A 25,108-nucleotide genomic window follows, 5' to 3' on the forward strand; every position below is an offset into this window, starting at 1 on the left:
GGGGCTTCGTCGGGTTTGGGATGGCGTGGGCTGGACAGGACTGTGACCAGCGCCGATGACCGCTTGGCTCATGAGGACGGCGCACAGCGAAGCCACGGAGCACGAGCTGAAGCAGGTGTCGTCGACCCAACAGTGCCCCCAGGGGGCGGGTGTCGCCGACGCGACCGACAGGCAGCCCCGTCCGGGTGCAGGGTGTACCTGCGCCGGTGGGCGCCTGGATGCCTCTGGGGGAAGATCTTCATGACGATCATCGCGGACGCCTCGCCGGACCGGCCGGACCAGTCTCCCGCCGCGGTGCGGGAGGAACGGGACCGGGCCCGCCGGCTGATCGACAACGGCCGGGCCACCATGGCGGTCATCGACACCGTCAGCGACACCGGGGTGCGCGTCGACGGGCGCACCGTCGCCGAGGTGCACCTGCTGGTGGAGCGCCCAGGCCAGGAGCCCTACCCGGTCACGCGCCGGGCGGTCGTTCCCGCGGACGAGGCGGGCGCGAGCCCGGTGGGTGACGCCCGGGGCGGTATTCCGAGCCAGCTACGCCGCCGGGTGCCCGTCCTGGTCGATCCCGCCCGCCCGGACAACGTGCTGCTGCGATGGGACCTGCGGGTCGCGAGCTGAGTGACGGGGGAGAACCGGCGGTCAGCCGCGAGAGCCGGCGAGGCCGACTTCAGCCGGCCGACTTCAGCCGGCGAGGCCGATCTCCTTCAGCAGCTTCGCGACGTGGCCGGTGGCGCGAACGTTGTACTGCGCCTTCTCGATCCTGCCCTCGGCGTCGATGACGAACGTCGAGCGGATGACGCCCATGGTCTTCTTGCCGTACATCGTCTTCTCGCCGAAGGCTCCGTAGGCCGAGAGCACGGTCCGCTCCGGGTCGGAGAGCAGCGGGAAGGTGAGGCCCTCGTTGTCCCGGAACTTGACCAGCTTGGCCGGCTTGTCCGGTGAGATCCCGAGGACGTCGATACCCGCGTCGTTGAGCAGCGCGAGGTTGTCGCGGAAGTCGCAGGCCTGCTTGGTGCACCCGGGCGTGGACGCGGCCGGGTAGAAGTAGACGACGACCTTGCGCCCGCGGAACGACGCCAGCGAGACGTCCTTGCCGTCGGCGTCGGGCAGGGTGAAGTCCGGGGCGGGGTCGCCGGGGGAGAGCCGGGCAGCGGTGGCGGTCTCGGTCTCGGTCATGACGGAGAAGCTAGTCCTGGCCCCGGCGGGCCGGCAAACGTGGCAGTGGCATCGCGAGCGAAGCGGCCCCACAGCCACAGACCGGCCGGCCGGCGGACCACCCGGCAGACCACCGGCCGGCCAACCGATTGGCTGGCCGGCCGAGGAGTTCGGACGTCCCGGTCAGTCCTTGGCCGCCGCGGAGACGGCGGCGCGCAGGCCGTCGGGGGTCAGCTGGTCGGCGGAGAGCTGCTTGCCGTCGACGAGCACGGTCGGGGTCGAGGTGACGCCGCTGCGGGAGGCGTCCTCGTCGACCTTCGCGACGTAGCCGTCGTACTTGCCGTCCCGCACCGCGCTGACGAAGGCGTCCGAGGTCAGGCCGACCGAGGCGCCCTTCTGGATGAGGGTGTCGGTCTGGTAGCCGCCGGTGTGCTCCTCCGGCTGGTCGACGAACAGGGCGTCGTGGAACTCCTTGAACTTGCCCTCGTTGGCCGCGGCGGCACTGGCGTTCGCCGCCCGCTTCGACTCGTCGCCGAGGAACGACATGACGTGATAGTTGATCTTAATGTCGCCCGAGTCGATGAGGTCGCTGATCGTCGAGCCGGTGGTTCTCTCCAGGGACCCGCAGGCGGGGCACTGGAAGTCCTCGTAGAAGTCGAGGGTGACGGGCGCGTCAGCTTTCCCGACGACGATCGCGTTGTCGGGCCCCGTCGCGCTCGCCGGGAGAACGACCGGCTTGGACTCCTCCCGCGAGTTCTGCACGGCGAAGCCGATCACCCCGATCAGGACGAGCACGGCGGCGACGACCGAGCCGATGATGAGCTGCCTGCGCCGTCGTTCCCGGGCGGCCGCCGCCGCCCGGGCCGCCGCGACCTTCTCCCGCCGCTCCGCGGCCGTCACGCGTGGCCCCGATCCTTTTGAGGGGCGCCGGGCGTGCTGCCGCCGGAGCTACGGCCGGGCGGCGCCGACGTCCGCGATGTCTTCCTCGTCCGCGATGCCATGGGTACTCCCGAGAAGGTCGTCCTCGTCGTCGAGGGGCTGTCGTGCTGGTCCGTTCAGGAGCCGGTCGACCGACAGGTAGCCCGCGGGCCACCGCGCCAGCAGCAGGCTGGCCAGCAGCAGCGCGCTGTCGCGAACGATCTCCTGGGTGTAGTGCGTGGGTGCCTCGGACGTCAGATCGCCGCCCGCGGAGAAGCAGCCGCAGTCGATGCGCAGGCCGCGGGCGGCCGCCGACGCGATCGCCGCGATGTAGACGGCGAACAGCACCGCCGAGATGGCGGCGGCCAGCCGGACGGTGAGGCCGACGATCAGCAGCACGCCGAGCGCGATCTCCACGAACGGCACGGCGTAGGCGACCGGGTCCACCAGCGCTTCGGGCAGGATCCGGAACGCGCGGACGGACCGCACCATGCCGTCCGGGTCGTTGATCTTCAGCGCGCCCGCGGCGAGCCAGAGGATGCCGAGGCCGACCCGCAGGACGGTGCTGGCCACGCGGGCGAACCGACGCGTGCCCGGCGTCCCGGCGTCCCCTGCGTCTCCGGAAGCAACGGACGCCGCCGTGGTCCCGGTCATCCGGCGGCGACCAGGGCCGGCCGGCTGTCGCCGGTGGTCTGGACGGTGTTCGTCGTCCCGGCTGTCCCGGACGACCCTGGTGTCGCGGTCACCCTCGGCGTCGCGGTGACCCTGGGTGCGCTGGTCGCCCTGGGCGTCGCGGTCGCGGTCCCGTCGCGCGGGTCGGTTCCGAGGGTCTCGGCCGTGAGGACGGGAAGGTCCGCGATGTAGTCGGCCACCGGGGTGCCGGCCAGGTAGAGCACGCGGGCGCGGGCGTCCCGGCCGAAGGCGATGACCTGGCTGCCATGGGTGACCAGGACGGATCCGTCCGCCTGGACCTTCGGTGCCTCCAGCGGGACGCCGATCGCCTCGGCCTGGGCCTGCACGTCCTTGAACGACCCGCGTACGCCGATGAAGGTCGAGTCGAACTGGCTGAGCCAGCGGTCGAGGACGGGAGCGGTGTCACGGTCCGGGTCGGTGCTGACGAACACCACCGAGACCTGGTCCCGCACCGACCGGTCGACCTCGTCCAGGGCCGCGGCGATGTCGGCCATGGTGGTCGGGCAGACGTCCGGGCACATCGTGTAGCCGAAGAAAAGCAGAGTGATCTTCCCTTGCGTTCGGGCGCGAAGATCGAAGGGGCGCCCGTCGGTATCGGTCAGGTTGAGCGCCGGCTTCGCGAAGCGTTCGGTTGGGACAACGCCGTGTAGTCCCCCGTCGGTTCCACCGGCGTCGACGATCGTCACCCCGGTTCCGTCGCCGCCGTTGGAGCAGGCGCCGAGTGTCGCGCTGACCGCGACGGTGATCCCGATCAGCAGCGCGGACGACGTCCGCCTGCGACGGGTAGTGGAAAGGTAGCTGATGGTGGATGGATTCCTGGTCACGGACACCTGATTCCTGCGGAGATCTGGGCGATACCGACACACACCGCGTCGCCGGGCTGGCGTGGTCAGCGCGCGGGGCACCGCGTGCCGGGCAGCGCGCACCGCCCAGAGCTGAGCCCGCGACGGGGCCACGCCTGGGCCACGCCTGGGCAACGCCTGCCGGCGACGGTCAGACCACGGACATTCGGCCTGACCTCAGAAATCTGACGCCAGAGATCGGGCGTCAGCGGTCTGACGGCCAGCGGCCAGGCGTCAGCGGCCGGGCGTCGGGTTGGGCCCGGTGGGTGGGGAAGGGGCGCGCGGACGGATCGCGGCGCCTGGCGCCGGTCGCGTCGCTACGCCGTTTCAGCAGCTCGCGATGGCCGGCGGGCCTCGGGACGGCGTCGCCGCCCACGGGCGGTCGAGTGCGTGGAGCGCGTGTAGGCGCGGTGCGCGGACGATCCGGCGCGGCACCGGGACCAGTGCGACGGGAGCCCGCAGCGCGGACAGGCACGACCCGAGCGTCAGGCAGGCGGCGCGCAGCACCTGGCAGCCGCGGCTGGTCCACCAGGAGGCCGCGGCAGCCGCCAGGGCGTGGGCGAGCAGCACCGCGATGCCGTGCCCCTGCAGGCCGTGCCCCTGGAGGCCCTGGCCGTACAGCCCGTGGCTGTGGACGCCGTACTGGGACAGCCGCGCCGCGGCCGCGGCCAAGCCGCCGCTGTCGGTGGTCGGCGGGGCGCCGAGCGGTCGGCCGGCGAGCGCCGCCGCGAGCTGCCCGGGGGAGGCGAGCGCCCCACCGGGGCCGCTGCCGGGCGCGCAGAGCAGGCCTTTGAGTGAGGTGCCGCCGGGTGGCCCGGGCCGCCCGGCCCCGGCGAGCAGCAGGACATGCACCCCGGCCTGGACGCCGAGCAGTGCGGGGAACGAGCGGGGACCACCGACCTGGCGCCGTCCGGCTGTGGCTATGGCCGTGGCCGTGGCACCGGGCCGGCCGCCGCGTGACCCGGCCGAGTGGGCTGAGCGGGCGAGATCACTACCGGCGCACAGCGCGACGATGGCGGCGACGGACAGCGCCACGCCGGCGGGCGCGGGTGCTTCGGTGTGCGCGGTCGGCAGGTGGGCCAGCAGGGCGAGCGCGACCGTGGGCACGGCGAAGGCCAGACCTGGGAGCACCGCGGACGCGAGGCGGTGGGCCAGGCCGGTGAACCGCGCCCCGCACCGGCCGACGTGCACGTCTTCAGCGTAGTGCCGCTCCCGGCCCGTCCGGATCGGGCCGACGCGCTTCCGGAGCCGCTCTGGTGGTCGTCGGGCGTGGCGCGTGCTTGTCGGTGTCCGCCCCGGGCAGCTGGACGTCCGCCCACGAGGGGGGTCGACCGATAAGGGGTCGGCGGGGACAACTCACACCGAGCGGTAGGGGCGCCCCGACCGGGGTGCTGACCAGGTTCGCAAGTGCCACCGGAGCGGCGCCGGTCACCTGGAACCCGCAGGTCCGCGGACATGGTCCGCCGTTTCGTCGCGCTGGGGAGGGGCTGGTCTGGCACGATCGAGTCGGGTCGTCAGCCCGACCCCGTCCACCCAGTAAGAGAACCGAGAGGGCGACATCGGTGCCGCAGGATCCGGCCGTCATCCAGCGTCAGATCGAACAGACCCGCGCAGAGCTGGCCGAGACCGTCGACGCGATCGCGGAGATCGTCAGTCCGAAGCGGGTGGCCGAACGAGCGAACGAGCAGGTCCGGGCCAAGGTGGCTGAGCTGCGCGGGCGGTTCGCCCCGGGTAGCGCCGCGCCGTCCGCGCTCGGTGCGGCGTCCGCCGGGCACCGCGCGATCGGGGCCGGCACACTCGGCGGCGGCCTGCCGGGCACGGTCGGCTCGGCACCGGGTGCGGACGGCGCGGCGGGCGAGGGCGGCCCGACCCAGGTGGTGCGGACGGTTCGATGGGACAGGGTCGCGCTGGTGACGGCGGTGGTCGTGCTGCTCGTGGGGGCGCGCCGCCGCCGGCGCCGGAGGCGGTGACCTCGGAAGCGGTGACCTCGGAGCCGGTGGGCCAGGGGCCGGTGGGTCGTGAGCAGGTGACCTCGGAACCGGCAGGTCCGGTGGTGGTTCCCGCCGGTCGGGTCACGCTGATCCGGCACGGCGAGACCGAGTGGAGCCGCACCGGTCGGCACACCGGGCACACCGACGTTCCCCTCACCGCCGAGGGTGAGCGCCAGGCCGCCGCGCTGCGGGCGGCGCTGGTGGGCCGGCGGTTCGTCCTGGTCGCGACGAGCCCGCGGCGCCGGGCGGCGCACACCGCCGAGATCGCGGGCCTGTGCCCGCCAGCCGGCGAGCCGGGAACCATCAAGCCGGGAACCATCAGGACACAGGCCGCTGGGACGCCGGCCGCGCTGTCGGACACCGCCGGGGCGCAGGCCGCCGCGCCGGGAGCTGAGGACTGCGTCGTCTGGCCGGAGCTCGCCGAGTGGGACTACGGGGACTACGAGGGAGTCACCACCGCGCGGATCCGTGAGGATCATCCCGGCTGGACGGTCTTCACCGGCGACGTGCCGGGCGGGGAGACCGCCGACGAGGTGGGACGGCGCGCAGACCTCGTCCTCGGCCGGGTGGTGCCGCTGCTCGCGCACGGGGACGTGGCGTTGCTCGGGCACGGCCACATGCTCCGGGTGCTGGTGGCGCGGTGGCTGGGCCTGCCCCCGACGGCCGGGGCCCACTTCGTGATCGAGCCGGCGGGAGTCTCGGAGCTCGGGTTCGAGCACGAGAACCGGGTGCTGCGGCAGCTCAACGCCCGTCCCGCCCCACCGACTCGCTACTGACCGTAACCGCCGATCGTCCACGTGCGAGCCCGCCGATCCGGGTCGTCCGCGGCGTGCGGTCGGTGGAAGACGAGGCTTGGTTGAGAGGGAGCGGGCCCGGGACCAGGTGGTCTCGGGCCCGCTCCGCTGCCGGTCAGAAGACCGGGCAGCGGCCGTCGAGGAGTGATGGTCCTCGAGGCGGTGGTCTCAGGTGCGATCGTCTCAGCGGCGGGGGTTCCAGCGGCGGGGGTCTCAGAGGTCGCCGCGGCGGCGCATCATCGCGAGCGCGGTCACCCCGGGCAGGATCGGCAGCCAGTAGCTGATCAGGCGGAAGACCAGGACGGCAGCGAACATGGTCGCCGCCGTGCCACCCGACGCGGTGAGCCCGATGACGAGCGCCGGTTCGATGGCCCCGACGCTGCCGGCTGTCGGCGCCGCGCCCGCGACAACCGAGCCGACCAGGTACACGGCGGTGATCGAGGCGATGCTCAGCCCGCTCTCGAACGACCACACCGCGCAGGCGAGGCCCATGACCTGTGCGGCTTTCGTGGCTGCGGTGCTGGTCACGAGCACGACCGTCCGGCCGGGCGAGCGGGCGAGCACCGCCAGGTGCGCGCGGAAGCCCCGCAGCGCGGGCCGCAGCCTCGTGCGCACCCGCGGGTGCGCGGCGGCGGTGCCGATCCCCACACCGACCACGGTGAGCCCGGCCGCGACGGGGCCGGCTCCGATCCCGTTCACCGTCATCCGGACGGGCGCCGTCACCGCTTCGCCGACGCCGGAGCCGCGCAGGGTGCCGGCGACGAGCGCGATCCCGGCCAGGTGGACGAGGAACGCGGCGCCCTTGATCGACGCCACGGCGGCCACCGCGGCGGGACGGGTCATCCCGCGGCGTTCCAGGAAGCGCAGGTGCACGGCGATGGCGCCCAGGCCCGCCGGGACGACTCGGTTCGCCGCGGCCGCGGCGAGCTGGGAGGCGGTGGCCGTGCCCAGGCTCATCCGCAGCCCGCTCGCCGCCCGCACGCTCACGCCGTGCGCCACGTAGAAGAGCACCGAGGCGAGCAGGCAGACCACGAGCCAGTGCCAGCGCGGCGCGGGGACGTCGGAGAGGGTGCCGAGAACGTCCGAACGGAACCGGGTGCCGACGAGTGCGCCGACGGCGCCGACGACCACGACGGCGGCCAGGACACGCAGGCGCGTCCGGCGCAGGCCGAACCCGCGGGGGGCCCGGGTGAGCTCCACGGCGACGGCGGCGGCGCCGGTGGCGTCCACCCCGCCGAGCACCGCGGGCACGTCGGCCGGCGTGCCGCCGGTGCGCCCGGCGCGCGCGTCGGCGGGGGCGGTCCGCTCCGGCGGGAGCAGCGCCTCCTTGACGGTGGACCTGGCGGGTCGGGGCCCGCCGCGGCCGGACGTCGGACGCTCGCCATGGGCGGGAGCCCTGCGCTCGCCGACCCGTCGGTGACGGGGCAGTGTCGGCCCGGGAACAAGCGGTGCAGCCGCGGCGTTGTCGGCGTTCAGCGCGACCGGGACGTTCAGCGCGACCGGGATCTCGATGTCTACCCCCAGTGTCCGGAAGCCTCGCCGCTCACGCTACGGCGCACGCCTGAACGACACCTGAATGTGCTTCATTGTGCGGCTGGCCGAGCAAGGTCGCCGACCGGGGAAGCAGGACGGACGAGACAGCGGAGCGCACGGGCCACAGCATGGCGTAGTCATCCCCCCGCAACGCTGTCCGATGCCTACCGGACACACTGTGACGTGGCCGTATGCTCCCTGTGAAGGGCCCGGGAGGTGACAGTTGGATGGCCGTAACGGGCCCGTGGGGTGCCGCCGCTGCGGGCGGCGGCCGGGGGAGGCCCCGGCCGCCCCGAGGGCTCAGTGGGTAGACCCGTTCGGGGGGTGTGCCGACCCCCCGTCGGTGTACCAGCGGGGCTGGCGGTCGGTCAGCCAGTCGGTGATCGCCCGCCCGGCGCGCGCCGGGCGGAACTCGACGGACCGTAGCCGGGACGGCCGGAGGGTGACGATGTCGATGTCGTCGATCCGGCTGCCGAACTCCGCATAGCGCGGCACGGCCCCCGCGAAGACCACATCGATGCGCTGGGACGTCCCGCCGGCGGGGTCGAGATGCTCGACGCCGCCGACGAAGTCGAGGGAGCGCACCTCGAAGCCGGCCGTCCGGCGCAGTACGCGGTGCAGCACCTCCTCCACCCCCTCGCCCGGTGGGACGTGCCCGCCGAGCAGGAAGAACCAGGGCTGGCCGCGATGGTTGGCGACGACCACGAGATCGCCGAAGGTCAGGAAGACCCGGGCGTGCAGCGACCGGCCCGGCCGCGGCCCCGCGGGCACCGCCCGCGCCCCGGGCGCCGGCGCGTGCGGCCGCCGGGCGGCGTCGGCGGGGCTCATCGCCCGACCGCCTGGACGGCGAGCGCGCCCGAGCGAAGCCCCAGCGTGTCGGCGGCGTCCTGGACGACCCGCCGCTCGGCCGGATCGAAGTACCCGTCGGCCCGGCCGATCACCGCCCCGATGCGCAGCACCGCCCACGAACGAACCGGGTCACCGCGGACCTTGCCGATCTCGCGCATCGCCGCGCGGCGGCCGGCGGCGAGATCCGAGCGCAGCCGGGCGACGTGCAGGTCGAACAGCAGCTCCAGGTCGGCCCGCGGGTAGTCCGCCAGCACGTCCTCGGCCTGGATGGACGCGGCCATCGCGTCACGCTCGGCGGGGTCGACATGCCCGTCGGCGGCCGCGACCAGTGCGCACATCGCCACCGCGGCGTCCCGGAACACCTCGCCCCGCACGTCCTCGCGGCGGGCGGTGAGCTGGGCCCGCAGGGTCCGCACCGACTGGCGCAGGCCGGTCCACCAGGGCTCGGCGTCCGCGACCGCGAGCCCGCGCCAGGACGGCCACCGATCAGCCCACCACGACATCGCCGCGTGGCCGACCGCGGGCGGCTGGATCGTGAGCGCGGGCCCGGAATCGCTCTCGTAGGGGCGGACCAACGTCAGCCCCGGGGGAAGCGCGTGCCCGCCGGCGAGTCCCGCCGGCTCGAGGGTTACGGCGTAGAGCACGGTCAGGGTGTGCGCGGACGTCGTCCCGTCCGTCGTGGCCGCCGTCTCCGCGGGTGTCCTGTCCGCGGGCGTGTCGCCGGGTGTCCTGTCCGCGGGCGTCGTGTCGCCGGGTGTCCCGTCCGCACGGGTCCTGTCCGGGGTCGCGCCCGTGGGTGAGCTGCGCGGGCTGGGTGCCGGGGCGGGTCGCCACGCCTCGCTGTGCTCGACGCAGCCCGCGAAGACGGGCCGCCCCGCCGCGGACAGGGCGGCCCGCAGGAGCCGCTCGGCGGCGTCCAGGGACGACTCGCCCAGCCGGGCGGAGCCGCCCGGGAACCGCGGGCCCGCGGTGTCGTCGGCGCGGACCAGTAGACCGCCGTCGACCTCGATGAGTAGCGCTATTTCCAGAGAGACCTGTGTCGACATCGGCATGCCGCCCCCAATCGTGACGCCCCGTCGTCACCTGGCTGCTGATACGCCGCCATCATCCACCTCCCCCCGAAGATTTCGCCGCACTATGGCCGAATGGTGGCACGGTGTCGCGGATCCGGGTCGCCGGACGGCCGCCGGGCGTGGCCGAAGGCGGGCGTCGCCGGGCCGTGGGGGAGCGGCCGCACACTGGACCGGCACCGACCGTGACGCGCCGTGACGGCCCGCCTGCTTGCCGGTGGGGCCGTGTCGCGGTGCGCTGTGCGGCGCTGGGCTGGGCTGGCACGGCTGCTCTGGCGCGCGGCGGCCGGGGCGGCGCGCTGCCGGGTTGATGTGGGCGGGCCGGTGTGTGGTCCGTGGGCGCGGAAGGAGGGACGTAATGTGGGCGGCTTTGTCGCGCGGCTACGAACGGGTGATCGTCGAGCCTGGGAAGCAGCCGTTGCTGGCGCTCCTCGTCGCGTTCATCCTCACGTTCCTGTTCATCCGGCTGAGTGTGCGCATGATCCGTGCGGGCGTGCGCTGGTGGCCGGGCAACGTCGCGGTCGGCGGGGTGCACGTCCACCACGCCATCTTCGGCATCGCCTTCGTGCTGCTCGCCGGGGTGGGCGCGTTCTCGCCCGCGGGGGGGCGGTCGCCCTGGTGGGATCTGCTGGCGATTCTGTTCGGCGTGGGCGCGGCGCTCATCCTCGACGAGTTCGCGCTGGTACTGCGGCTGAAGGACGTCTACTGGTCCGAACAGGGCCGGATGTCGGTGGACGCGGTCATCCTGGGCGCGGCGTTCACGGCACTGCTGATCGTCGGCGCGACACCACTGGGCGTGGACGGCCTCGACACCGGAGACCACCTCGCGCTGTGGGACCTCATCATCGTGCTCGGCATCAACATCGTGGCGGTGAGCTGCAGCTTCCTCAAGGGCCGCGTCGGCTTCGGCGTCGTCGGCCTGCTCATTCCGCTGGTCGCGGTGGTCGGGGCGGTCCGCCTGGCCCGGCCCGGCTCGGCCTGGGCGCACCGGCGTTACCCCGAAGGGTCCCGCAAGGCCGAGCGGGCCGCCCGGCGCGCGGCCCGGTTCGCCGCCCGCTGGCGGCCGCGCCGGGACAGGCTCTTCGACCTGATCGCCGGCCGTCCGGACGACGAGACGGATCACGAGGGTCGCGGGGACTCCGGCCGGGGGAGCCAGCGGCGGCGCTGAGCGGCCGCGGGCGAGCCCGCCGCCCTCATCTCAGGACGCAGCCGATCGTCGCCGCCTCCCGGACGGCCGGCAGCTCGAACCAGACCTGCTTGCCCGGGCCGGTCGAGGGCGGATCGTCGACGACACCCCACCGGCTGGCGAGCGCGGCGACGAGCTGCATCCCGCGGCCGGACTCGTCGTCGTCCTGGGCGGCCTTGAGTACCGGGCGCAACGGGCTCCCATCGCTCACGGCGACCCGGACCTGCTCGCCGCGGCACTCGATCGACACGCGCAGCACCTCACGGGCTCCCACGTAGCGAACGGCGTTCGTGACGACCTCGCTGACCAGCAGTCTCGCGACTTCGGCGGCGTTGCCACAGCCCCACGACACGAGCAGATCGGCGACCAGCCCGCGGGCTTGCCCGGCCGCCCGGGGAGCGGCGGGCAGGTCGAAGCCAGCGGTCAGAGCTTCGGCCACGCATCACCTTCCGGGCGGTTGTCCGTTTCCGGTCTGCCCGCGTTGCCACGGCCGGGCCGGCGTCGCGTTCCTCCCACCTCCGCGTGGACCTCAAACCTGATTGGCGTGGTCCTGCCAGACCGGAGGCGCGAGACACAGCCTGGCCCGGGTCCGGTGCGGGGTGGTCGCGACTCGCCGCAACCCCCGATGACCGCCCTGATGGCGGTCGGCGGTCAGATGACGTCGATGCCGTCGAGCACCGAATCCTTGCGCGCGAGCCAGGCCCTTGTGACGGCCTCCACCTCAGGGCTCAGCGACGGGTCCGAGGCCTGGTCACGGCCGGGGCCACGGTCCGCCGGGCCCGGGCCGGCCGGGCCGCGGGAACGGTCCGCGCCGACCGCGCCGACGTCGGGACGTCCCGGGCCGCCGGACCCCCGCTGGCCGTTCGGCTGATGCTGGCCGTTCTGGCCGCCGCCATACCCGTTCTGACCGCCATACCCGTTCTGACCGCCGTGCCCGTTCTGGCCGTTCGGGCCACCGTGCCCGGGCTGGCCGCCTTGACCGCCCTGGCCGCCGTCACCGTTCTGGCCACGCGGGCCGCGTCCGACACCGGCCCAGGAGTCGTCGACGGAGATGGGACGGCGCTGCTCGGCGGCCTGGCTGCTCCACGGGGAGCCCTGAGGGCGCGGCTGGTCCGGGCCCGCGTGCCGGCCGCGCGTGCGCGCCGGGTCGGAGGTGAGCCGTCCGACGGGCGGCCGGGTTCCACGTTCGGGGCCGCGGACGATGTCGGGATGCCGCGGCGGCGGTGGTCCGGCCGCGGCGGCCGCCTGCCCGCGCGCCAGCTCCGCGGCCCGGGCGGCGGCGATGCTGGCGGGCAGCATCTCCACCGGGCCGGAGATCGGCGGCGCCTGCCGGGACGTCGGCACCGAGAAACCGTCGGCCTGGGCCGCCGGGGCCTCGACACCGTCAGGACGGGCCGGAGCCCGGGACGGCTCGGACCGGGACACGCCGGCCGCGGGCTGGTGCTGCGCCGGTTGGGACTGCGCGGGGTGGGGCAGGGGGCGGGACGGATCGCCCGGGTGCTGGGCTCGTCCGGGCATGCGGTCACCGAGCCCGGTGGAGACCGGGCCCGTGGACCGGCCCGGGCCCGTTGCCGCGGGCTGGCCGAACAGGCCGGGCCGCGCGATCGGGCCGGACTGCTCCACCTGGCCCTGATAACCGGGATGGCCTGGCTGCCGGCCCTGGCCGGGCTGCCCGGCGTAGCCAGGCTGCCCGTTGCTGTGGCCAGGCTGCCCGTTGTACGCCGGTTGCCCGTTGTAGCCGGGCTGGCCGTTGTAGCCGGGGCGCTCCATCGGCCCGGTCGGCGGGCCGCCGGCCGGGCCGCCGGCCGGGCCGGCGGCGGGGCGGTGCACGGGCGGCCCGCCCGGGCGGTTGAACCCGGGCGCGGGAGGGCTGCCCGGGCCACCGGGAAGCTGCTGTTCGCGGGCTCGCTCGAAGCCGGGGGCCGACATCGGACGTCCCGGCTGCCCGGCGGTGCCCGGCGGCGGCCCGGCTGCTTGGAGCCCAGGTGGTTGAAGTCCAGGTGGCTGGAAGCCGGGTGGTTGGAGCCCCGGCGGCTGGAGGCCGGGTGGTTGAAGTCCGGGCGGTTGGAGGCCGGGCGGTGCGGAGCGGCGACCGGTGTCGGCGGGGGGCGGCCCCGGCCGGCCGGGTGGGGCCTGCTCGCCGGGCGGGCCCCCGCCGACCCGCGGCGGCATGCCGGCGCCCGGACGGCGGATCCCGGCCAACGGGTCGCCGAATACGGGGGTGCGGGCGGACGCGCCGTTGCCCGCGCCGCCCAGGGGCGTCCCACCCGTTCGCGAGCCGCCGGTGGGCATCCCGCCGGTGGCCGCGGCCGCGGCCGGCGGAACGGCGGCCGGCGGGCGCATGCCCGGCGGATGCGACGGCGGTGGCATGGAGGGTGGTGGCATGGAGGGTGGCGGCGGCGCACGGTGCGGCCCGGTCGGCCGGGGCGCGGCCATCGGCTCGTCCGCCGGGCCGGGGGCGCCGCGCTGCCGGACCGGGTCCGTGCCCCGTGGCAGTTCGTGCGGCATCGTCGACTGGCCGGTGCTGGTCTGCGTCGTCGTCGAGTAGGAGCCCGTGTCGAACGGTGGTGGCGCGACCGCGTGAACGTCCGGCCGGCGCTGGTCGGCGGGGCCTCCCGCCGCCGCGTGGCGGGGGTCGGCCGGGCGCCCGTCCGCCTGGCGGCCGTCGCCGGACCGCGTGGCCGGGGCTTCGGGCAGCGGCCGGGGCGTCACCTCGTCCTCGGTGGCCGCTAGCTCACCGGTGATGGCGACGACGGTCGCGCAGGGCCAGAGCCGGTCACAGCTGAGGCAGAGGTCGAACTCGTTCGGTTGGTGCAGGTCAATCAGTGTGATCAGGGAATTGATGTGCTCGACGATCCGTGGGCCGGCCAGTACCGGTCCGTTCGCGATCATCTCGAGTTCCGAGCGCAACTGACCGTGGTACCGCTCGACGTCGACTACGCGCGGATCCTCCATCGAAGGCAGCATGCACCATTGCGGGCGGAAACGTGCGGGGGGCACCACCACTGCGGGTAACTGGTGACCTTGTCCTCACTATGTGCGTCCGCCGTTTCCACGGATAGCGAGTGCTGTGTGCACCTGCCGCGACAGAGTGGCGATAGCGGTGCGCTCCGTCGGAGCTCCCGTCACACAGCGCCCGCGCTCGGTCGGATCGGTCCGGCCCAGATGGGCCAGCGCCGGGCCGGCTGGCGTCAGGTGCGGTCGGGCCGGACCTCGCCGTCGCGGCGGACCTGCCGCATCAGCCCCTCCTGGAGCCGTGCGAACTCCTCGATATAGGGACTTTCCACGCCTGCGGCGCCGCCGGTGTCCTTACCGCCCTGTGAGCGGTCGAAGACCGGCTCGAAGCCGGCGAACTGGCCGTTCTGGCCGGGCATCCGCTCGTTCTGGCCGTCGAAGGCCGGGTAGTGGCTGCCGCTCGGCGGCGGCGGAGGCGGCGGGGTGCCCCGTTCCTGCTGGCCGTCATAACCGCCGGGCCCGTACGACGGCAGGTTGCCGGACGCGGACGGCGGGCGCTCCGATCCGTTGTCGAACGCCGGATAGTGGCTGCCATTGGACGAAGCGGCGCGCTCGGGCGTGCCGTCGTAACCGAAGCCCGCTCCCGTCCCGGTGCTTCCGGAACCGATCGACAGCGGCGTCGATCCGCGCATGCCCTCGCCCGAACCGATCTCCGGCTGCTCGGTCGACAGGAATCCGTCGGAGGCCGGGTAGATCCGCGCCGAGAGGCTGACCGACATCGGGTCACTGCCGTACGTGATGACGTCGACCTGGTCCTCTGGCCCGATGCCGCCGTTTCGAGCGAGATCGACGAACCGGAAGAGGTCCGCCCAGCGCAGCCCCTCAAGGTCCACACTGATTCTCAGCGCCATTGGTTTGCCCCATCCCTCGGCTCGTGCGTGTCGACGGTTACCTGGCTTCCGACGCGGACGCTTCTCCTGGAGGCCGGGCTCCCCCCCGGCGCCTCTGCGCGGCCGGCCGTGTAGGGCCGGGCTGCGATGGGCGGCAGCTTATACCGCGTTGAGGTGGCATTCCCCATCCGGGCTGGTTGATATGCCTGTGTTCGCGGGTGGGGGTAAGGCGTGGGATTCATCTGTGTGTCGGGGCGGTGTACCTGGGCGCGAGCGAGATCGCGGCGGATGATCCGCTCGCTCGCCCGGCGACGAGCGTGAGGGCTGGGATCCGCTGTGTCGCCGCCGGCTGGCGGGCAGTTTGATTTCCCGGCGGGACGGCCCCGGCGGCACCGCACGGCCTGCTCTACCGGGAAATCGGAAGCATCGGGCCGGTCCCGCCGCCGTGGACGAGTAGGGTCCGAGCGTGTGAGCGTAGTTTCCGGCGATGTCAACGGTGTCGGGGGCGCGGCCGGCATCGACGTGTCCGGTGGTTCGCTGCCCATCCGGCTTCTTCATGATCGGGTGTTGGTGCGGCCGCGGGAGGATTCCGCGGACCGGCGCTCGAAGGCGGGCATCGTGATCCCGGCCACCGCGCAGATGGGTAAGCGGCTGGCGTGGGCCGACGTGGTGGCCGTCGGCACGGCGGTGCGCACGATCCAGGTGGCCGACCGGGTGCTCTACGACCCTGAGGACCGCGCCGAGGTCGAGCTGCACTCGACCACCTACATCCTGATGCGCGAGCGTGACGTGCACGCCGTGGCCGCCGAGCGGCTCGACGACGGGCTGACCGGCCTCTACCTCTGAACCGCTGCCGCTGATCCGTCCGAGCGCGCCGGGGTACCTCCGAGCCGCGCCGGCGTTCTCGCGTCGGCCGACCCACCACCGACGGGCGGTGTGTGGCCGGTCGCCGTCGCGGCCCGGTTCGCCCCATGACAGACCGATCGTGCCGACGGTGCCGGTCATCGCGGGGCCATCCTGGTGGTCCGGAGCGTCCGAATGTGGCGGGAGTGACACCGCGCCGGGCTGCCCCTGCTTGGTGCGGACACTCCTCGGCCCGTATCCTTCGCTCGGCTCTGGAGATCCGCGTTCCGAACTGGTGGCCGTGGGTACCGGCTCCAGGTGCGGGGAACGCGGACATCTGCTTGTCGCCCACTTCTCTGGCCAGAGCCACTGCGTATTGTGATCAGCCGATGTCGTTCGGGTACCGCACATGGTCGATCCGGTGGTCAGGGTCGGCGCCGGTGTCGACAGGCCGCGGTCTGTGAGGACGAGGAAAGGTAAGGAGACGCATGGCTCGTGACTTCGACGCTCGGCGAAGCACGGATGTCGAGGAGGACGAGCTCCAGGAGCAGAGCCTGGAGACACTGAAGGCGCAGCGCGCCGGAGCGGCGGCCGACCTCGGCGACGATATGGATGCGCTCGAGGCGGAGCTGGACCTGCCCGACGCCGAGGTCAGGGACGAGGAGCTCGCGCTGCGGGTGCTGCCCCGGCAGGCGGACGAGTTCACCTGCACGAGCTGCTTCCTGGTGCAGCACCGCAGCCAGCTCGCCGACCCACGCCGGGCGGTGTGCGCGGACTGCGCGGCCTGACACGCGCGCGGCCCCGGGCAGGCAGGCATGAGCGATGGACGTCCATCGCATGACGCCGGACGGGCGGTTCCGGGAGCGAGGCCCTTGCCAGGCCCGCCCCCGGAGCCGTCCGCACGCCGGATGGGTGCGGGGGCGGCCGCGATCCTGGCCGGGTGCCTGACGGCCTACTACGCCCTGCCCGTCTACGGCCACGGCGGCGGGCGGTGGTTCCCGCTGCGGGTGGGGCTGTTCGCCCTCGGCCTGATCCTGACCGGATGCCTGCTCGCCAGGCAGGTGGTCTTCGCCCGGCACGTCTCTGCCGCGTGGGTCCGCGCGCAGTGGCTGTTCGCCGGGATCTGCGTCACCGTCGTCCTGTTCGCCGCCGCCTACTACGCGCTGGCGGTCGGTGCGTCCGCCCAGATCTCCGGCATCCGGACCAAGACCGACGCGCTCTATTTCGCCGTCACCGTGCTGACCACGGTCGGCTTCGGGGACATCCACGCCACGGGTCAGGCCGCCCGGGTCGTCGTCACCGTCCAGATGGGGTTCGACGTCCTTTTCGTGGCGACCGCGGCCTCGGCGCTGCGCGCGTCGAGTTCGGCTCGCCGGGCGGCGCGCGCGTCCTGAGGGCGGCGCGTACTTCTTTCCGACACCGCTCTCGCGCCCGGTTGCCGGTGGCTCGAAGTAGCTGTACCACTACCCTGAGTTTGGGAAGTGGGGGTGAGTGCGTGGCCGGCGCGGACGAACCGGACGATCGTTTCGGAACGCCCGGGTCTGCCATGCCCCGGGCCGGTGGGGGAGACGGGGCCGCCGCGTGGCCGCGCATCCAGCCGCCGCCGGCCGGCGACCTGCCGGTGGTGGGTACGAGGCTGGTCCCCCCGCGTCCGGTCGTCCCGCATGTGACCCGGCCGCGGCTGCTGGCGCTGCTCGACGAGGCGGTCGACCGGCCGCTGACCGTGGTGTGCGCACCGGCCGGCGCTGGCAAGACGATGGCGCTCGCCGACTGGGCGCGATCGGGTCGGCCCGCGCACCCGGTGGTCTGGCTGCGCGTCGACCCGATGCTCGGACGGCGTACCGCGCGCGCCGAGCACCCAGGTGGCGATCCGGTGGCCAGCGGGCCGCGGTCGCCGTCGGGGTCGCAGCCGGGGTCGCCTTCGTCCGCGCTGTCGTTGTTGCCGTTGGCGCGGAGCACGACGCGGTGGCCCGGTCCGCCCGTGTCCCTGTGGTCGCAGATCCTGCGCGGGCTCACCCGGGACGCCGGCCTGCCTCCCGGGGACCGTCTCGCGCACCTGGTCGCCGCGGACGCCTGGATCTGCCCTGAGCGCTTCCGGCGGGAGCTGGTCAACCAGCTCGCCGAGCTGCCGGCCCCGGCGGTGCTGGTCCTCGACGACGCGCACCTCGTCCGGGATCCCGATGATCTCGCCGGGCTGGAGCTGCTCGCGAGCGAGGGCGAGGGCCACCTGCGCATCGTCCTGTCGGGGCGGGCGCCGATTCTGCGCGTGCACCGGCTGCGCGCCGAGGGCAGGGTCACCGAGATCGGCCCGGCGGAGCTGGCCTTCACCACGGCGGAGACCGTCGAACTGCTCGCCGCCCACGGCCTGCGCGTCCCGCCCGGCGCGGCGGCCCAGCTGCGGCGCGCGACGGAGGGCTGGGCGGTCGGCCTGCGGCTGGCCGCGGCGTGCGCGGTGTCGAGCGGAGCCCGGAGGCCGGCCCCCGGCGCGCCCGCCGGCCGGGACGAGCAGTGGGCGCCGGCCCCGCCGGTCCCCGTCCCGGCCGACGTGGTCCCGGGCCGCGACGCCGAGCGCGCGGGCAGCGGCGTCCCGCCGGCCGAGCTCGACCCGTCCCGCGCGGGGAGCGGCGCTCTGCCGGCCGAGCTCGACCCGTCCCGCGCTGCGCGGGCGGCGATCGCCGAGTTCCTGCACGCGGAGGTGCTGGAGGAGTACCCGGAGCCCGTCCGACGGTTCCTGCTCCGGACGAGCGTGCTGGAGCGGATCAGCGCCCCGCTCGCCCACGCGGTCTCCGCGGTGGCGCCCGCGTCCGCCCAGACATCCGCGCACCTGCTCGGTGAGCTCGCGCGCCCGGGCGGCTTCCTCGTCCGGCTGTTGGACGGGCCGGCTGCGACAGCTCACCCGGGTGCCGGCGACCACCCGGACGACGGGGTGGGCGGTCCGCTCCCGGCGGCCGTCGCCACGTTGCCGGACGGCCGCCCGGAGTATCGCCTCACCCAGGAGGCCACGGCTGAGACCACGCAGGAGTGGTACCGGTTCCATCGGATGTTCGCGTCGATGCTGCGCGGTGTGCTCGTGCGTGATCCGGAGGAGGACCCCCGCGAGCTCAACCTCCGCGCCGCCCTCTGGTTCGCCGCGAACGACCGCACACCCGACGCCGCCCGTCACGCGTCGCGCGCTGGTGACTGGTGGTATCTCGCCTGTCTGCTCGTCGACGGCCCGGCGCTGGTGGACGTCCTGTTCGGACGCTCACCCGAGCTCGATGCGCTGGTCGCCGGGCTGCCCGCCGCGGCGGCGGGGCTGTCGGCCGAGTGCGATCTCGTCCTGGCCGTCGCACAGCTGCGCTCCGGCCGGCTGGAGGCCGGTTCGGCCAGCCTGTCCTCCGCGCGGGCGCAGCTGCCTGCGGCGGGGTCGGGCCCGGCGGCCGCCCGCCGCCGGACGCTCGTCGACCGGATCGACATCGTGGAGGCGTACCGTGCCGAGCTTGCCGGGGAACCGGCGGCGATGATCGCCGCGGCCCGGCGGCTGCAGCGTTCCGGGCCGCCGGGTGGCGCGCCCGCCGGGACGGCACCGCGTGCGGGCGCCGCCGCCGGGCCGGCACGGGCATCCGGGGGCGATCCGGACGCCGCGGCCGACCGGGCTGTGATCGACCGGGCTGTGATCGACCGGGCTGGGGCCGAGCGGGCTCCGTCGAGGCCCGGTCGGGTGCCGGACGAGCGGGCCCGCGCGCTCGCGTTGTGCGCGCGGGGCCGGGGCGAGCTGTGGCTCGGCCGGCTGGCCGTCGCCGCCGGCCTGCTGTGCGAGGGCGCCGAGGTGGCCCGGCGGGCCGGGCTCGGCGGCGTCGAGGTGTCCTGCCTGGGGGCACTCGCCCTCCAGTACGCGCTGCGCGGCCGGCTGCGCCAGGCCGAGAGCCACCTGTACGCGGTGGTCGGCACGGCGGCCGACCCGTCCGGAGCACTGGCCGGTCGCTCTGGTGCGCTGGCCGGCCTGCCCGATGCGGCGACCAGCGTCCCCGGCGGGGCACGACCCGGCGAGCGGTGGGGCATCCCCGGACTGCCCGAGGCGTATCTGGCCGCCGTGCTGGTTCACCTGCAGCGTGCGGAGCCGGTCGAGGCCGACCGGTGGCTGGGCGCGGCGCGGATGACGATCACTGCCGCCCACCCCGCGTTCCTCGGCGGGATCGCCGCGATCTGCGCCGCGCGGCTGCGCCTGCTCGACGGATCACCCGACGAGGTGCGCGCGGCCCGGCGGATGCTGCTCGTCGCCAGGACCGGCCCGATGCCGCCGCTGTGCGTGGCGGCCAGGCGGGCGGCCGAGGCGGACCTGCTCGTCGCCGCCGGTAATCCGGAGGCGGCCCGCCGGCTGCTGCTGCGGGACGCCGACCGCGCGGCCCCGGACCCGCAGACCCAGCTCGCGCTGGCGCGCTGCGCCCTGGCCTGCGCCGACGTTCCCGCGGCGGAGGAGGCGCTCGCCCCGCTGCTGCGGGCCGACGACGGCGGCGCGGGACTCGTCGCGGCGTGCGTGCTCGGCGCGGTCGCGGCCGCCCGGCGTGACGACCACGCCCGCGCCGGTGGCCTGCTCGCCCGGGCGGTGGCGCTCGCCGCGGACGAGGGCATGGTCGCGCCGTTCTTCGAGGCGGGGACGGAGGCGCTGGCAATGGTGCTCGCCCATCCCGGGCTGACCGACGCCTATCCGGCCTTCGTCGCCGTCCTCACCCGGTCGGGGAGGTCCGGGCCGCGGCCGGTGCCCGTGCCGTCGCGGTCCGCGGCGCAGGGGTCCGCGTCGCCTCGGCCTGCGGCGTCGAGGTCAGCGGCGTCGAGGTCAGCGGCGGCGCACGCGGGGCCCGGCGCGTCGGGGGAGGGGAGCGCGCCGCCTCGGGCGGGCGCCCGGGCGCCCGCCGCGTCAGGTGCTGGGCCGGCGGCCCGCACGGGGGAGCCGACGGACCTGGTGGTCGGGCCCGATGTCGTCGTGCCGCAACCGGCTTCGCCGATGTCGCAGCGGTCCCGGACCACGGTGCCGGCCGCCGGGCCGGGGCGGCCGGCCGGGTCGTTCGCCGGCCCGGATCCGGCCCGGCCCGGCGCGCCGGGCCAGGCCGGATCCGGTCGGGACGTCCGCAACGGCGTCGACCACGGCATCGGTATCAACGACGGCGGCCTCAGCCGGGATGGCAATGGCGTCGATGGCGACGGCAACCGCGTCGACGGCAACCGCGTCGGTGGCGACGGCTTCGGTGGTGGTGGTGGCGGCGGGGGCGTGGGTGGGCTCGGGTCGTCCCGGGGGCCGTGGCGCCCCGATGGCGCGCCCGCGGGCGGCCCCGGTGACGCCCGGCGCCGAGGCGGCCCCGGTGGTGGGAGCGTGGGTGGTGGGCCGCGCCCGGGGAGTGGGGAGCACCGGCCGGAGCCGGCCGAACGGCTCAGCGAGCGCGAGCTCGCGGTGCTCAGCTACCTGCCCACGATGCTCACCACCGCGGAGATCGCGGCCGAGATGTACGTGTCGGTGAACACCGTCAAGACGCACCTCAAGAGCATCTACCGCAAGCTGGACGTCGCCAGGCGCCGGGACGCCGTCCACCGTGCGCGTGCCCTTCACCTGTTGTGATCGGCCACCTGTGGCGATCGGCATCTGTTGGGATCGGCACACGTCGTCAGCCCGCCGGGCGGTGTGTCTCGTCGGGCCATCCCGCGTCGTCGAGGTGCCACACGGCCCTCGGTGGCAGGTGACGGGCGTGCTCGCCGGGCTCCTCGGGGGTGCCCGCGGCGGGCTCGCCGCCTTGCGGCGGGCCCAGGTCCGGGCCGGTGTCGCAGCACCCCGGTGCGACGTCTGAGCGGGGCGGACTCTCTCCGGCGCCCCACCACTCGGGACCACCTTCGTGGGGGTACCCGGGGTTGTAGACCTGCCCGGCGGGGCTGGGGAAACCGCTGGGGCCGAGGTCCTCCCACATGGCGGGGATGCCCGCGTGGGGATGTTGGCCCGGGGGTGGTCCGGCGGCCGGGAAACGAAATCCGGTTGGCTCCTCTGTCCCGAACCGTTCAGTGCCGGCCTGCGGCCAGAACCGCTCGGTCGTGCCATCCGCCGAGGGGGAACGCGGGGGAAACGGAGGAAGTGGAAGCGTCGCGGCAATGGCTGCCGGTCGGCGGCGGCGCGGCGGGCGTAGACCGCGCCCGAGACAGACGAGCAGGGTGGCTCCACCGGCCAGCATGATGATCGAACCGAGGACCCGCAGGTCGATGCCGGTCAACCGATAGGACAACGCATAGCGGAGCGTTGCGCCCGCGGCGATGAGGAAGATCGCGAATCCGGTCGTCACTCGCTTCACCTCATTTCGGCGGGCCTCGTGGGCCGACCGCAATGGTGATCGAATGTGATCGTCAAATATACGCTCGGTGAGAAAACTACCCTCTGTGGCAGGCGATTACACGCGTGCAGCCGAAGGTGGAGGTGGTGGTCGGACCGGGCCAATTTGAGGGCGGTTGCTGGCACCTTTGGGTGGTGGAGGCGCTGCGTTGATGTGACTGTGCGTGTCACAGTCGTGACGATCAACGGTGTCCTGCGGGGAAATGACGCATGAACTGAGGTTCATTATTCACATAAGCGGGCCAGGCTTATCAGGCGTCAGAAAGTAGGCTTCGCGGACTGGCATCTGGGTAGTCGCGGCCCTAGGCTTGCCGAACATGTCCAGCTTGGCCGGAAATACGCCGGCTGATTCGCGACTACCGGCCAGTGACCTGGTGTCGGTCTGCCCCCGGAGGCATGTGTGACTGACCGAATGCTCAGCAATCCCGATGGTAGCCCCAGCGGCCATCCGGCCACCGGCCGGCTCGCCGTGACGATGGACACATCGGCGGGGGTTTCTCGGCCGCCCGGCGTGGCGGCCCCGCACCGGGCACCCACGATGCGGCACGCGCCGATCTCGGCGACGTCCGCGGTGGGCCACCCGGGCGCCCGTACCCGTCCCGGCGCGGTGGCGGCGGGACTGCCCGGCCGCGCCCCGGTCGCGGCCCGCGGGCCGCAGGTGCCGCGGGATCTGGCGCTCGGCGCGGCGGAGCTGCGCGGCGTGCTCCGCGTCGTCGAGGACTGCGAACGAGCGGCGTCGCTGCCGGCGTTCCGCGAGGCGGCGCTCGACGGGATGGCCCGCCATCTCGGCTACCGCCACTCGGCGTTCTTCCTCGGCTCGTCCCCGCAGGCGACCTTCCAGGACGCCCGCCCGACTGGTCGCGGTCTCGCGCTGCGCATGGCCGGGCCCTTCCTGGAGCGGTACCGCAGCCTCGAGGTCTTCAACGACCCGGAGAGCCTGCGACTGATGTGGGAGCGTGGCCTGGTAACGCTCGACGAGATCGGGGTGCCCGACCGGCCCGAAGTCCGGCTGCGGTTGGAGCGCTTCCTGCGCGCCCACGGGATCCACGCGAAGCTGCTGATCAGGCTCGCCGGGGGAAGCGGTGTCGGTGCGGTCGTCTCCCTGCTGGACCCGCGGCCCGGTGCCTTCGGGCCGCGTGACCGCGCCGTGGGCGCCGTGCTCGCCCGCCACCTCGGCAACCTGCTGCGCTTCTACATCCGGGTGAACCCGGGCCCGGCCGTGACGGCGAAGCTTTCCGCCCGTGAGCGCGACGTCGTCCGCCTGGTGGCGGAGGGCCAGTCGAACCGGCAGGTGGCGGAGGCCCTCTGCATCAGCATCGACACGGTCAAGCACCACCTGACGCACGCGCTCGTGGCGACCGGTTGCTCCAACCGCACCCAGCTCGCGCTCGCCTGGCAGCGTGAGATGGGCTCGATGCCGGCGCCGGGGCTGCCCCGCCCGTAGCCGGTGCCGTCGTATCCCGGCCAGCCGTGGTCGGGGCGCTCGCGGGTCCGCGGACCGGCGGCGCACGAGCGGGCGGTGCGGGGTGCCCACCCGGTGCCGATCGCTCTCCTCAGCACAACCTGTTCATGATCGTCCGTGCGGGTTCGCCCGACCCGCACCCTCCGGGGGCACCTGCGCCCGGATAGCAACGCCCGGCCGGCATGCCCGGCAGGGTCGTCGGACCAGCCCACGGCCCGACATAGCCCGGACGTCGAGAGATCGGCGCCCAGGCGGAACGTACACCGGATCGCGCCCGCGCTCGCCCGGCGCGCGGCGCGTCCGAGGGCTCGGCCACGCGCCACGGCGCACGCGGACCGAGGCCGTCCGCACCCCCGACGGGAGACCGGCGGGACCGGGACCGCCCATCCCGGTCACCCGCCGCGGGCTGACGTCGAAGCAACTCGCGGTCACATGTTCGGCGTGGCGGGCCGGCCGGCGATCGGCCGGCCCGCCACGGCGGTCGCCGGTATGGAGCAGGTCGCCGGTATGGAGCGGCCCGCATGGAACCGGATGGATTGGCCGTCCGTTGTGACAGTTCGGTCGTCCTTCCTCGCGAAGTCCGGCCAGGCGCCGAGCCCCGCGATCGCGGCCCCGCCCCCGCCGTATGAGCGCCCCGCCTCAGCGGTGCGCGTGACAGGCCGTCGCGGCAGGTCGTGACCCCCTGACCCCCTGGCCGCGAGTGGACCGGTGTTCGGAGTACTCCGGTCGGAACCGTCCTTCTCGGCGCGCCGCCGATCGCTGCTGGTCGGCGCCTGCGCCTCGCCCGCCGACCGCCGGGCCGCCGCTGTCGTCGTCGCCGGTCGTCGCTGTGGTCGCCGTCGCCGAGTCGCCGTCGTGTCGCCGCCGCCGTCCGGCCGCGCCCTGACCCGGCACACCCTGACCCGACAGACCCTGAGGTGACGCGTCGGTGACCCGATGCGCTCCTGACCCGATGCGGCCCCTGAGCCCTGGCCGGGCATCCACGAATGACTCGGGAGAGTCGTCCGAGCACTCTGACGCAAGGACTCCCAGGCCGTGACCTGGCTCTAGTCACTTCGGGTGGTCTTGCCGCCTGCTCGGCATCGTCGCGGAATGCTCCCCGTGGTCTCGTGTGGCTTGCCCGGAGCCCGGGCGACATCCGTGCGGTGCCCTGATCGCGTTGGAAAAGCCCTTGTGAACTGGGTATTTGTCGCGATCGAGCGCGATCGAGGGGGCGGATCCAAGATGGGCGAGAGAAATGGGCGGCGCTTATGCTTGCGGCCACTCGGTTATGGTGACTAGGTTGAACGGGCCATGTCACTGCGTATGTGGGGGTCAGAAGAGACGAGTCTGCCGACAGCACGCCCGTCCGGCCCAGGCTGGCGTCGGTGGCTGTTCCAGATCGTCACCGGAGGAACGGCTGGATGAATGTCATGTCATGGGGTGCGGGTGCGGTCCGCCGTCGGGGCCGCGGTGCCGGTCCGGGGAAAGCCGGCACTGATTCCCGGTGGTTTCGGTCGCCGACGCTCCGCACCCGGACGGCATGACATGTCACTCTGTGCGCGCGCCGGAAAGAATCCGGGCGAGGTGCAGAATCGC

Annotated in this window: 21 protein-coding genes; 9 read left to right on the plus strand and 12 right to left on the minus strand. The window is 74.3% G+C overall.

Going from position 1 to position 25,108, the window contains the following annotated elements:
* Positions 1-240 precede the first annotated feature (240 nt).
* Positions 241-618 carry a hypothetical protein gene (locus E0504_RS34195; protein ID WP_112105588.1) on the plus strand — a complete coding sequence of 126 codons (378 nt, stop codon included), beginning with the start codon at positions 241-243 and terminating at the stop codon, positions 616-618.
* A 63-nt stretch (positions 619-681) separates the two neighbouring features.
* On the opposite strand, the gene bcp is transcribed toward E0504_RS34195, so the two are convergent.
* The 5 genes from bcp to E0504_RS34220 all read right to left on the minus strand — a co-directional run bounded on the left by bcp (position 682) and on the right by E0504_RS34220 (position 4,799).
* Positions 682-1,176, minus strand: coding sequence for a thioredoxin-dependent thiol peroxidase (gene bcp / locus E0504_RS34200; protein ID WP_112105582.1), 495 nt, complete (start codon positions 1,174-1,176; stop codon positions 682-684).
* 162 nt (positions 1,177-1,338) lie between these two features.
* The gene (locus E0504_RS34205) at positions 1,339-2,055 is read right to left on the minus strand and encodes a thioredoxin domain-containing protein (RefSeq protein WP_112105581.1); all 717 of its coding nucleotides are present in this window, start codon (positions 2,053-2,055) and stop codon (positions 1,339-1,341) included.
* A gap of 48 nt (positions 2,056-2,103) precedes the next feature.
* Complete coding sequence (locus E0504_RS34210; RefSeq protein ID WP_373693967.1) at positions 2,104-2,646, minus strand: MauE/DoxX family redox-associated membrane protein; 543 nt, start codon at positions 2,644-2,646, stop codon at positions 2,104-2,106.
* A gap of 77 nt (positions 2,647-2,723) precedes the next feature.
* Complete coding sequence (locus E0504_RS34215; protein WP_243657748.1) at positions 2,724-3,590, minus strand: SCO family protein; 867 nt, start codon at positions 3,588-3,590, stop codon at positions 2,724-2,726.
* Between the two features lie 345 nt (positions 3,591-3,935).
* A complete protein-coding gene (locus E0504_RS34220) occupies positions 3,936-4,799 on the minus strand; it encodes a hypothetical protein (protein ID WP_112105578.1) in 864 nt (287 codons plus the stop codon).
* 371 nt (positions 4,800-5,170) lie between these two features.
* On the opposite strand from E0504_RS34220, the gene E0504_RS34225 reads away from it, so the two are divergent.
* Together E0504_RS34225 and E0504_RS34230 are read left to right on the plus strand one after the other, a co-directional pair.
* On the plus strand, positions 5,171-5,578 hold the full coding sequence (locus E0504_RS34225; protein ID WP_112105577.1) for a DUF3618 domain-containing protein: 408 nt from the start codon (positions 5,171-5,173) through the stop codon (positions 5,576-5,578).
* 80 nt (positions 5,579-5,658) lie between these two features.
* Positions 5,659-6,375 carry a histidine phosphatase family protein gene (locus E0504_RS34230; RefSeq protein WP_112105587.1) on the plus strand — a complete coding sequence of 239 codons (717 nt, stop codon included), beginning with the start codon at positions 5,659-5,661 and terminating at the stop codon, positions 6,373-6,375.
* Positions 6,376-6,606: 231 nt separating this feature from the next.
* Here the strand turns inward: E0504_RS34230 and E0504_RS34235 are convergent, their stop codons facing one another.
* The 3 genes from E0504_RS34235 to E0504_RS34245 form a co-directional block, all read right to left on the minus strand.
* Positions 6,607-7,644 carry a YbhN family protein gene (locus tag E0504_RS34235; RefSeq protein WP_112105576.1) on the minus strand — a complete coding sequence of 346 codons (1,038 nt, stop codon included), beginning with the start codon at positions 7,642-7,644 and terminating at the stop codon, positions 6,607-6,609.
* 582 nt (positions 7,645-8,226) lie between these two features.
* Positions 8,227-8,754, minus strand: coding sequence for an NUDIX domain-containing protein (locus E0504_RS34240; RefSeq protein ID WP_304598620.1), 528 nt, complete (start codon positions 8,752-8,754; stop codon positions 8,227-8,229).
* Positions 8,751-9,827 carry a TerB family tellurite resistance protein gene (locus E0504_RS34245; RefSeq protein WP_112105575.1) on the minus strand — a complete coding sequence of 359 codons (1,077 nt, stop codon included), beginning with the start codon at positions 9,825-9,827 and terminating at the stop codon, positions 8,751-8,753. The genes E0504_RS34240 and E0504_RS34245 overlap by 4 nt, the downstream gene beginning before the upstream one ends.
* Positions 9,828-10,203: 376 nt before the next feature.
* Here E0504_RS34245 and E0504_RS34250 point away from each other — a divergent pair, with 376 nt between their 5' ends.
* Entirely contained in the window at positions 10,204-11,013 is an 810-nt protein-coding gene (locus E0504_RS34250) for a hypothetical protein (RefSeq protein ID WP_112105574.1), read from the plus strand.
* Positions 11,014-11,038: 25 nt separating this feature from the next.
* On the opposite strand, the gene E0504_RS34255 is transcribed toward E0504_RS34250, so the two are convergent.
* The 3 genes from E0504_RS34255 to E0504_RS34275 all read right to left on the minus strand — a co-directional run bounded on the left by E0504_RS34255 (position 11,039) and on the right by E0504_RS34275 (position 14,897).
* On the minus strand, positions 11,039-11,470 hold the full coding sequence (locus tag E0504_RS34255) for an ATP-binding protein (RefSeq protein WP_112105573.1): 432 nt from the start codon (positions 11,468-11,470) through the stop codon (positions 11,039-11,041).
* A gap of 212 nt (positions 11,471-11,682) precedes the next feature.
* Positions 11,683-13,986: a hypothetical protein gene (locus tag E0504_RS50670; protein ID WP_165938691.1), complete on the minus strand. Its 2,304-nt coding sequence runs from the start codon at positions 13,984-13,986 to the stop codon at positions 11,683-11,685.
* Positions 13,987-14,222: 236 nt separating this feature from the next.
* Positions 14,223-14,897: a hypothetical protein gene (locus tag E0504_RS34275; RefSeq protein WP_131626611.1), complete on the minus strand. Its 675-nt coding sequence runs from the start codon at positions 14,895-14,897 to the stop codon at positions 14,223-14,225.
* Positions 14,898-15,344: 447 nt separating this feature from the next.
* Here E0504_RS34275 and E0504_RS34280 point away from each other — a divergent pair, with 447 nt between their 5' ends.
* The 4 genes from E0504_RS34280 (at position 15,345) to E0504_RS34295 (ending at position 21,312) form a co-directional block, all read left to right on the plus strand.
* Positions 15,345-15,722: a co-chaperone GroES gene (locus E0504_RS34280; protein WP_020463076.1), complete on the plus strand. Its 378-nt coding sequence runs from the start codon at positions 15,345-15,347 to the stop codon at positions 15,720-15,722.
* 485 nt (positions 15,723-16,207) lie between these two features.
* Positions 16,208-16,507, plus strand: a complete 300-nt coding sequence (locus E0504_RS34285; protein ID WP_020463075.1) for a DUF4193 family protein — start codon at positions 16,208-16,210, stop codon at positions 16,505-16,507.
* Positions 16,508-16,591: 84 nt separating this feature from the next.
* Positions 16,592-17,113, plus strand: a complete 522-nt coding sequence (locus E0504_RS34290) for a potassium channel family protein (protein WP_243657749.1) — start codon at positions 16,592-16,594, stop codon at positions 17,111-17,113.
* 101 nt (positions 17,114-17,214) lie between these two features.
* Positions 17,215-21,312, plus strand: a complete 4,098-nt coding sequence (locus tag E0504_RS34295; protein WP_131626612.1) for a LuxR C-terminal-related transcriptional regulator — start codon at positions 17,215-17,217, stop codon at positions 21,310-21,312.
* A gap of 46 nt (positions 21,313-21,358) precedes the next feature.
* Here the strand turns inward: E0504_RS34295 and E0504_RS34300 are convergent, their stop codons facing one another.
* Entirely contained in the window at positions 21,359-22,021 is a 663-nt protein-coding gene (locus E0504_RS34300) for a hypothetical protein (RefSeq protein ID WP_112105413.1), read from the minus strand.
* Positions 22,022-22,468: 447 nt separating this feature from the next.
* Here E0504_RS34300 and E0504_RS34305 point away from each other — a divergent pair, with 447 nt between their 5' ends.
* Positions 22,469-23,512, plus strand: a complete 1,044-nt coding sequence (locus E0504_RS34305; protein ID WP_020463071.1) for a LuxR C-terminal-related transcriptional regulator — start codon at positions 22,469-22,471, stop codon at positions 23,510-23,512.
* The last annotated feature ends 1,596 nt before the right edge of the window (positions 23,513-25,108 follow it).

Source organism: Parafrankia sp. BMG5.11, assembly GCF_004337455.1.

Coding starts and splice junctions, on each gene's coding strand:
- E0504_RS34195 (WP_112105588.1), top strand. CDS start 241: ATGACGATCATCGCGGACGCCTCGCCGGACCGGCCGGACCAGTCTCCC.
- bcp (WP_112105582.1), bottom strand. CDS start 1,176: ATGACCGAGACCGAGACCGCCACCGCTGCCCGGCTCTCCCCCGGCGAC.
- E0504_RS34240 (WP_304598620.1), bottom strand. CDS start 8,754: ATGAGCCCCGCCGACGCCGCCCGGCGGCCGCACGCGCCGGCGCCCGGG.
- E0504_RS34245 (WP_112105575.1), bottom strand. CDS start 9,827: ATGCCGATGTCGACACAGGTCTCTCTGGAAATAGCGCTACTCATCGAG.
- E0504_RS34250 (WP_112105574.1), top strand. CDS start 10,204: ATGTGGGCGGCTTTGTCGCGCGGCTACGAACGGGTGATCGTCGAGCCT.
- E0504_RS50670 (WP_165938691.1), bottom strand. CDS start 13,986: ATGGAGGATCCGCGCGTAGTCGACGTCGAGCGGTACCACGGTCAGTTG.
- E0504_RS34275 (WP_131626611.1), bottom strand. CDS start 14,897: ATGGCGCTGAGAATCAGTGTGGACCTTGAGGGGCTGCGCTGGGCGGAC.
- E0504_RS34285 (WP_020463075.1), top strand. CDS start 16,208: ATGGCTCGTGACTTCGACGCTCGGCGAAGCACGGATGTCGAGGAGGAC.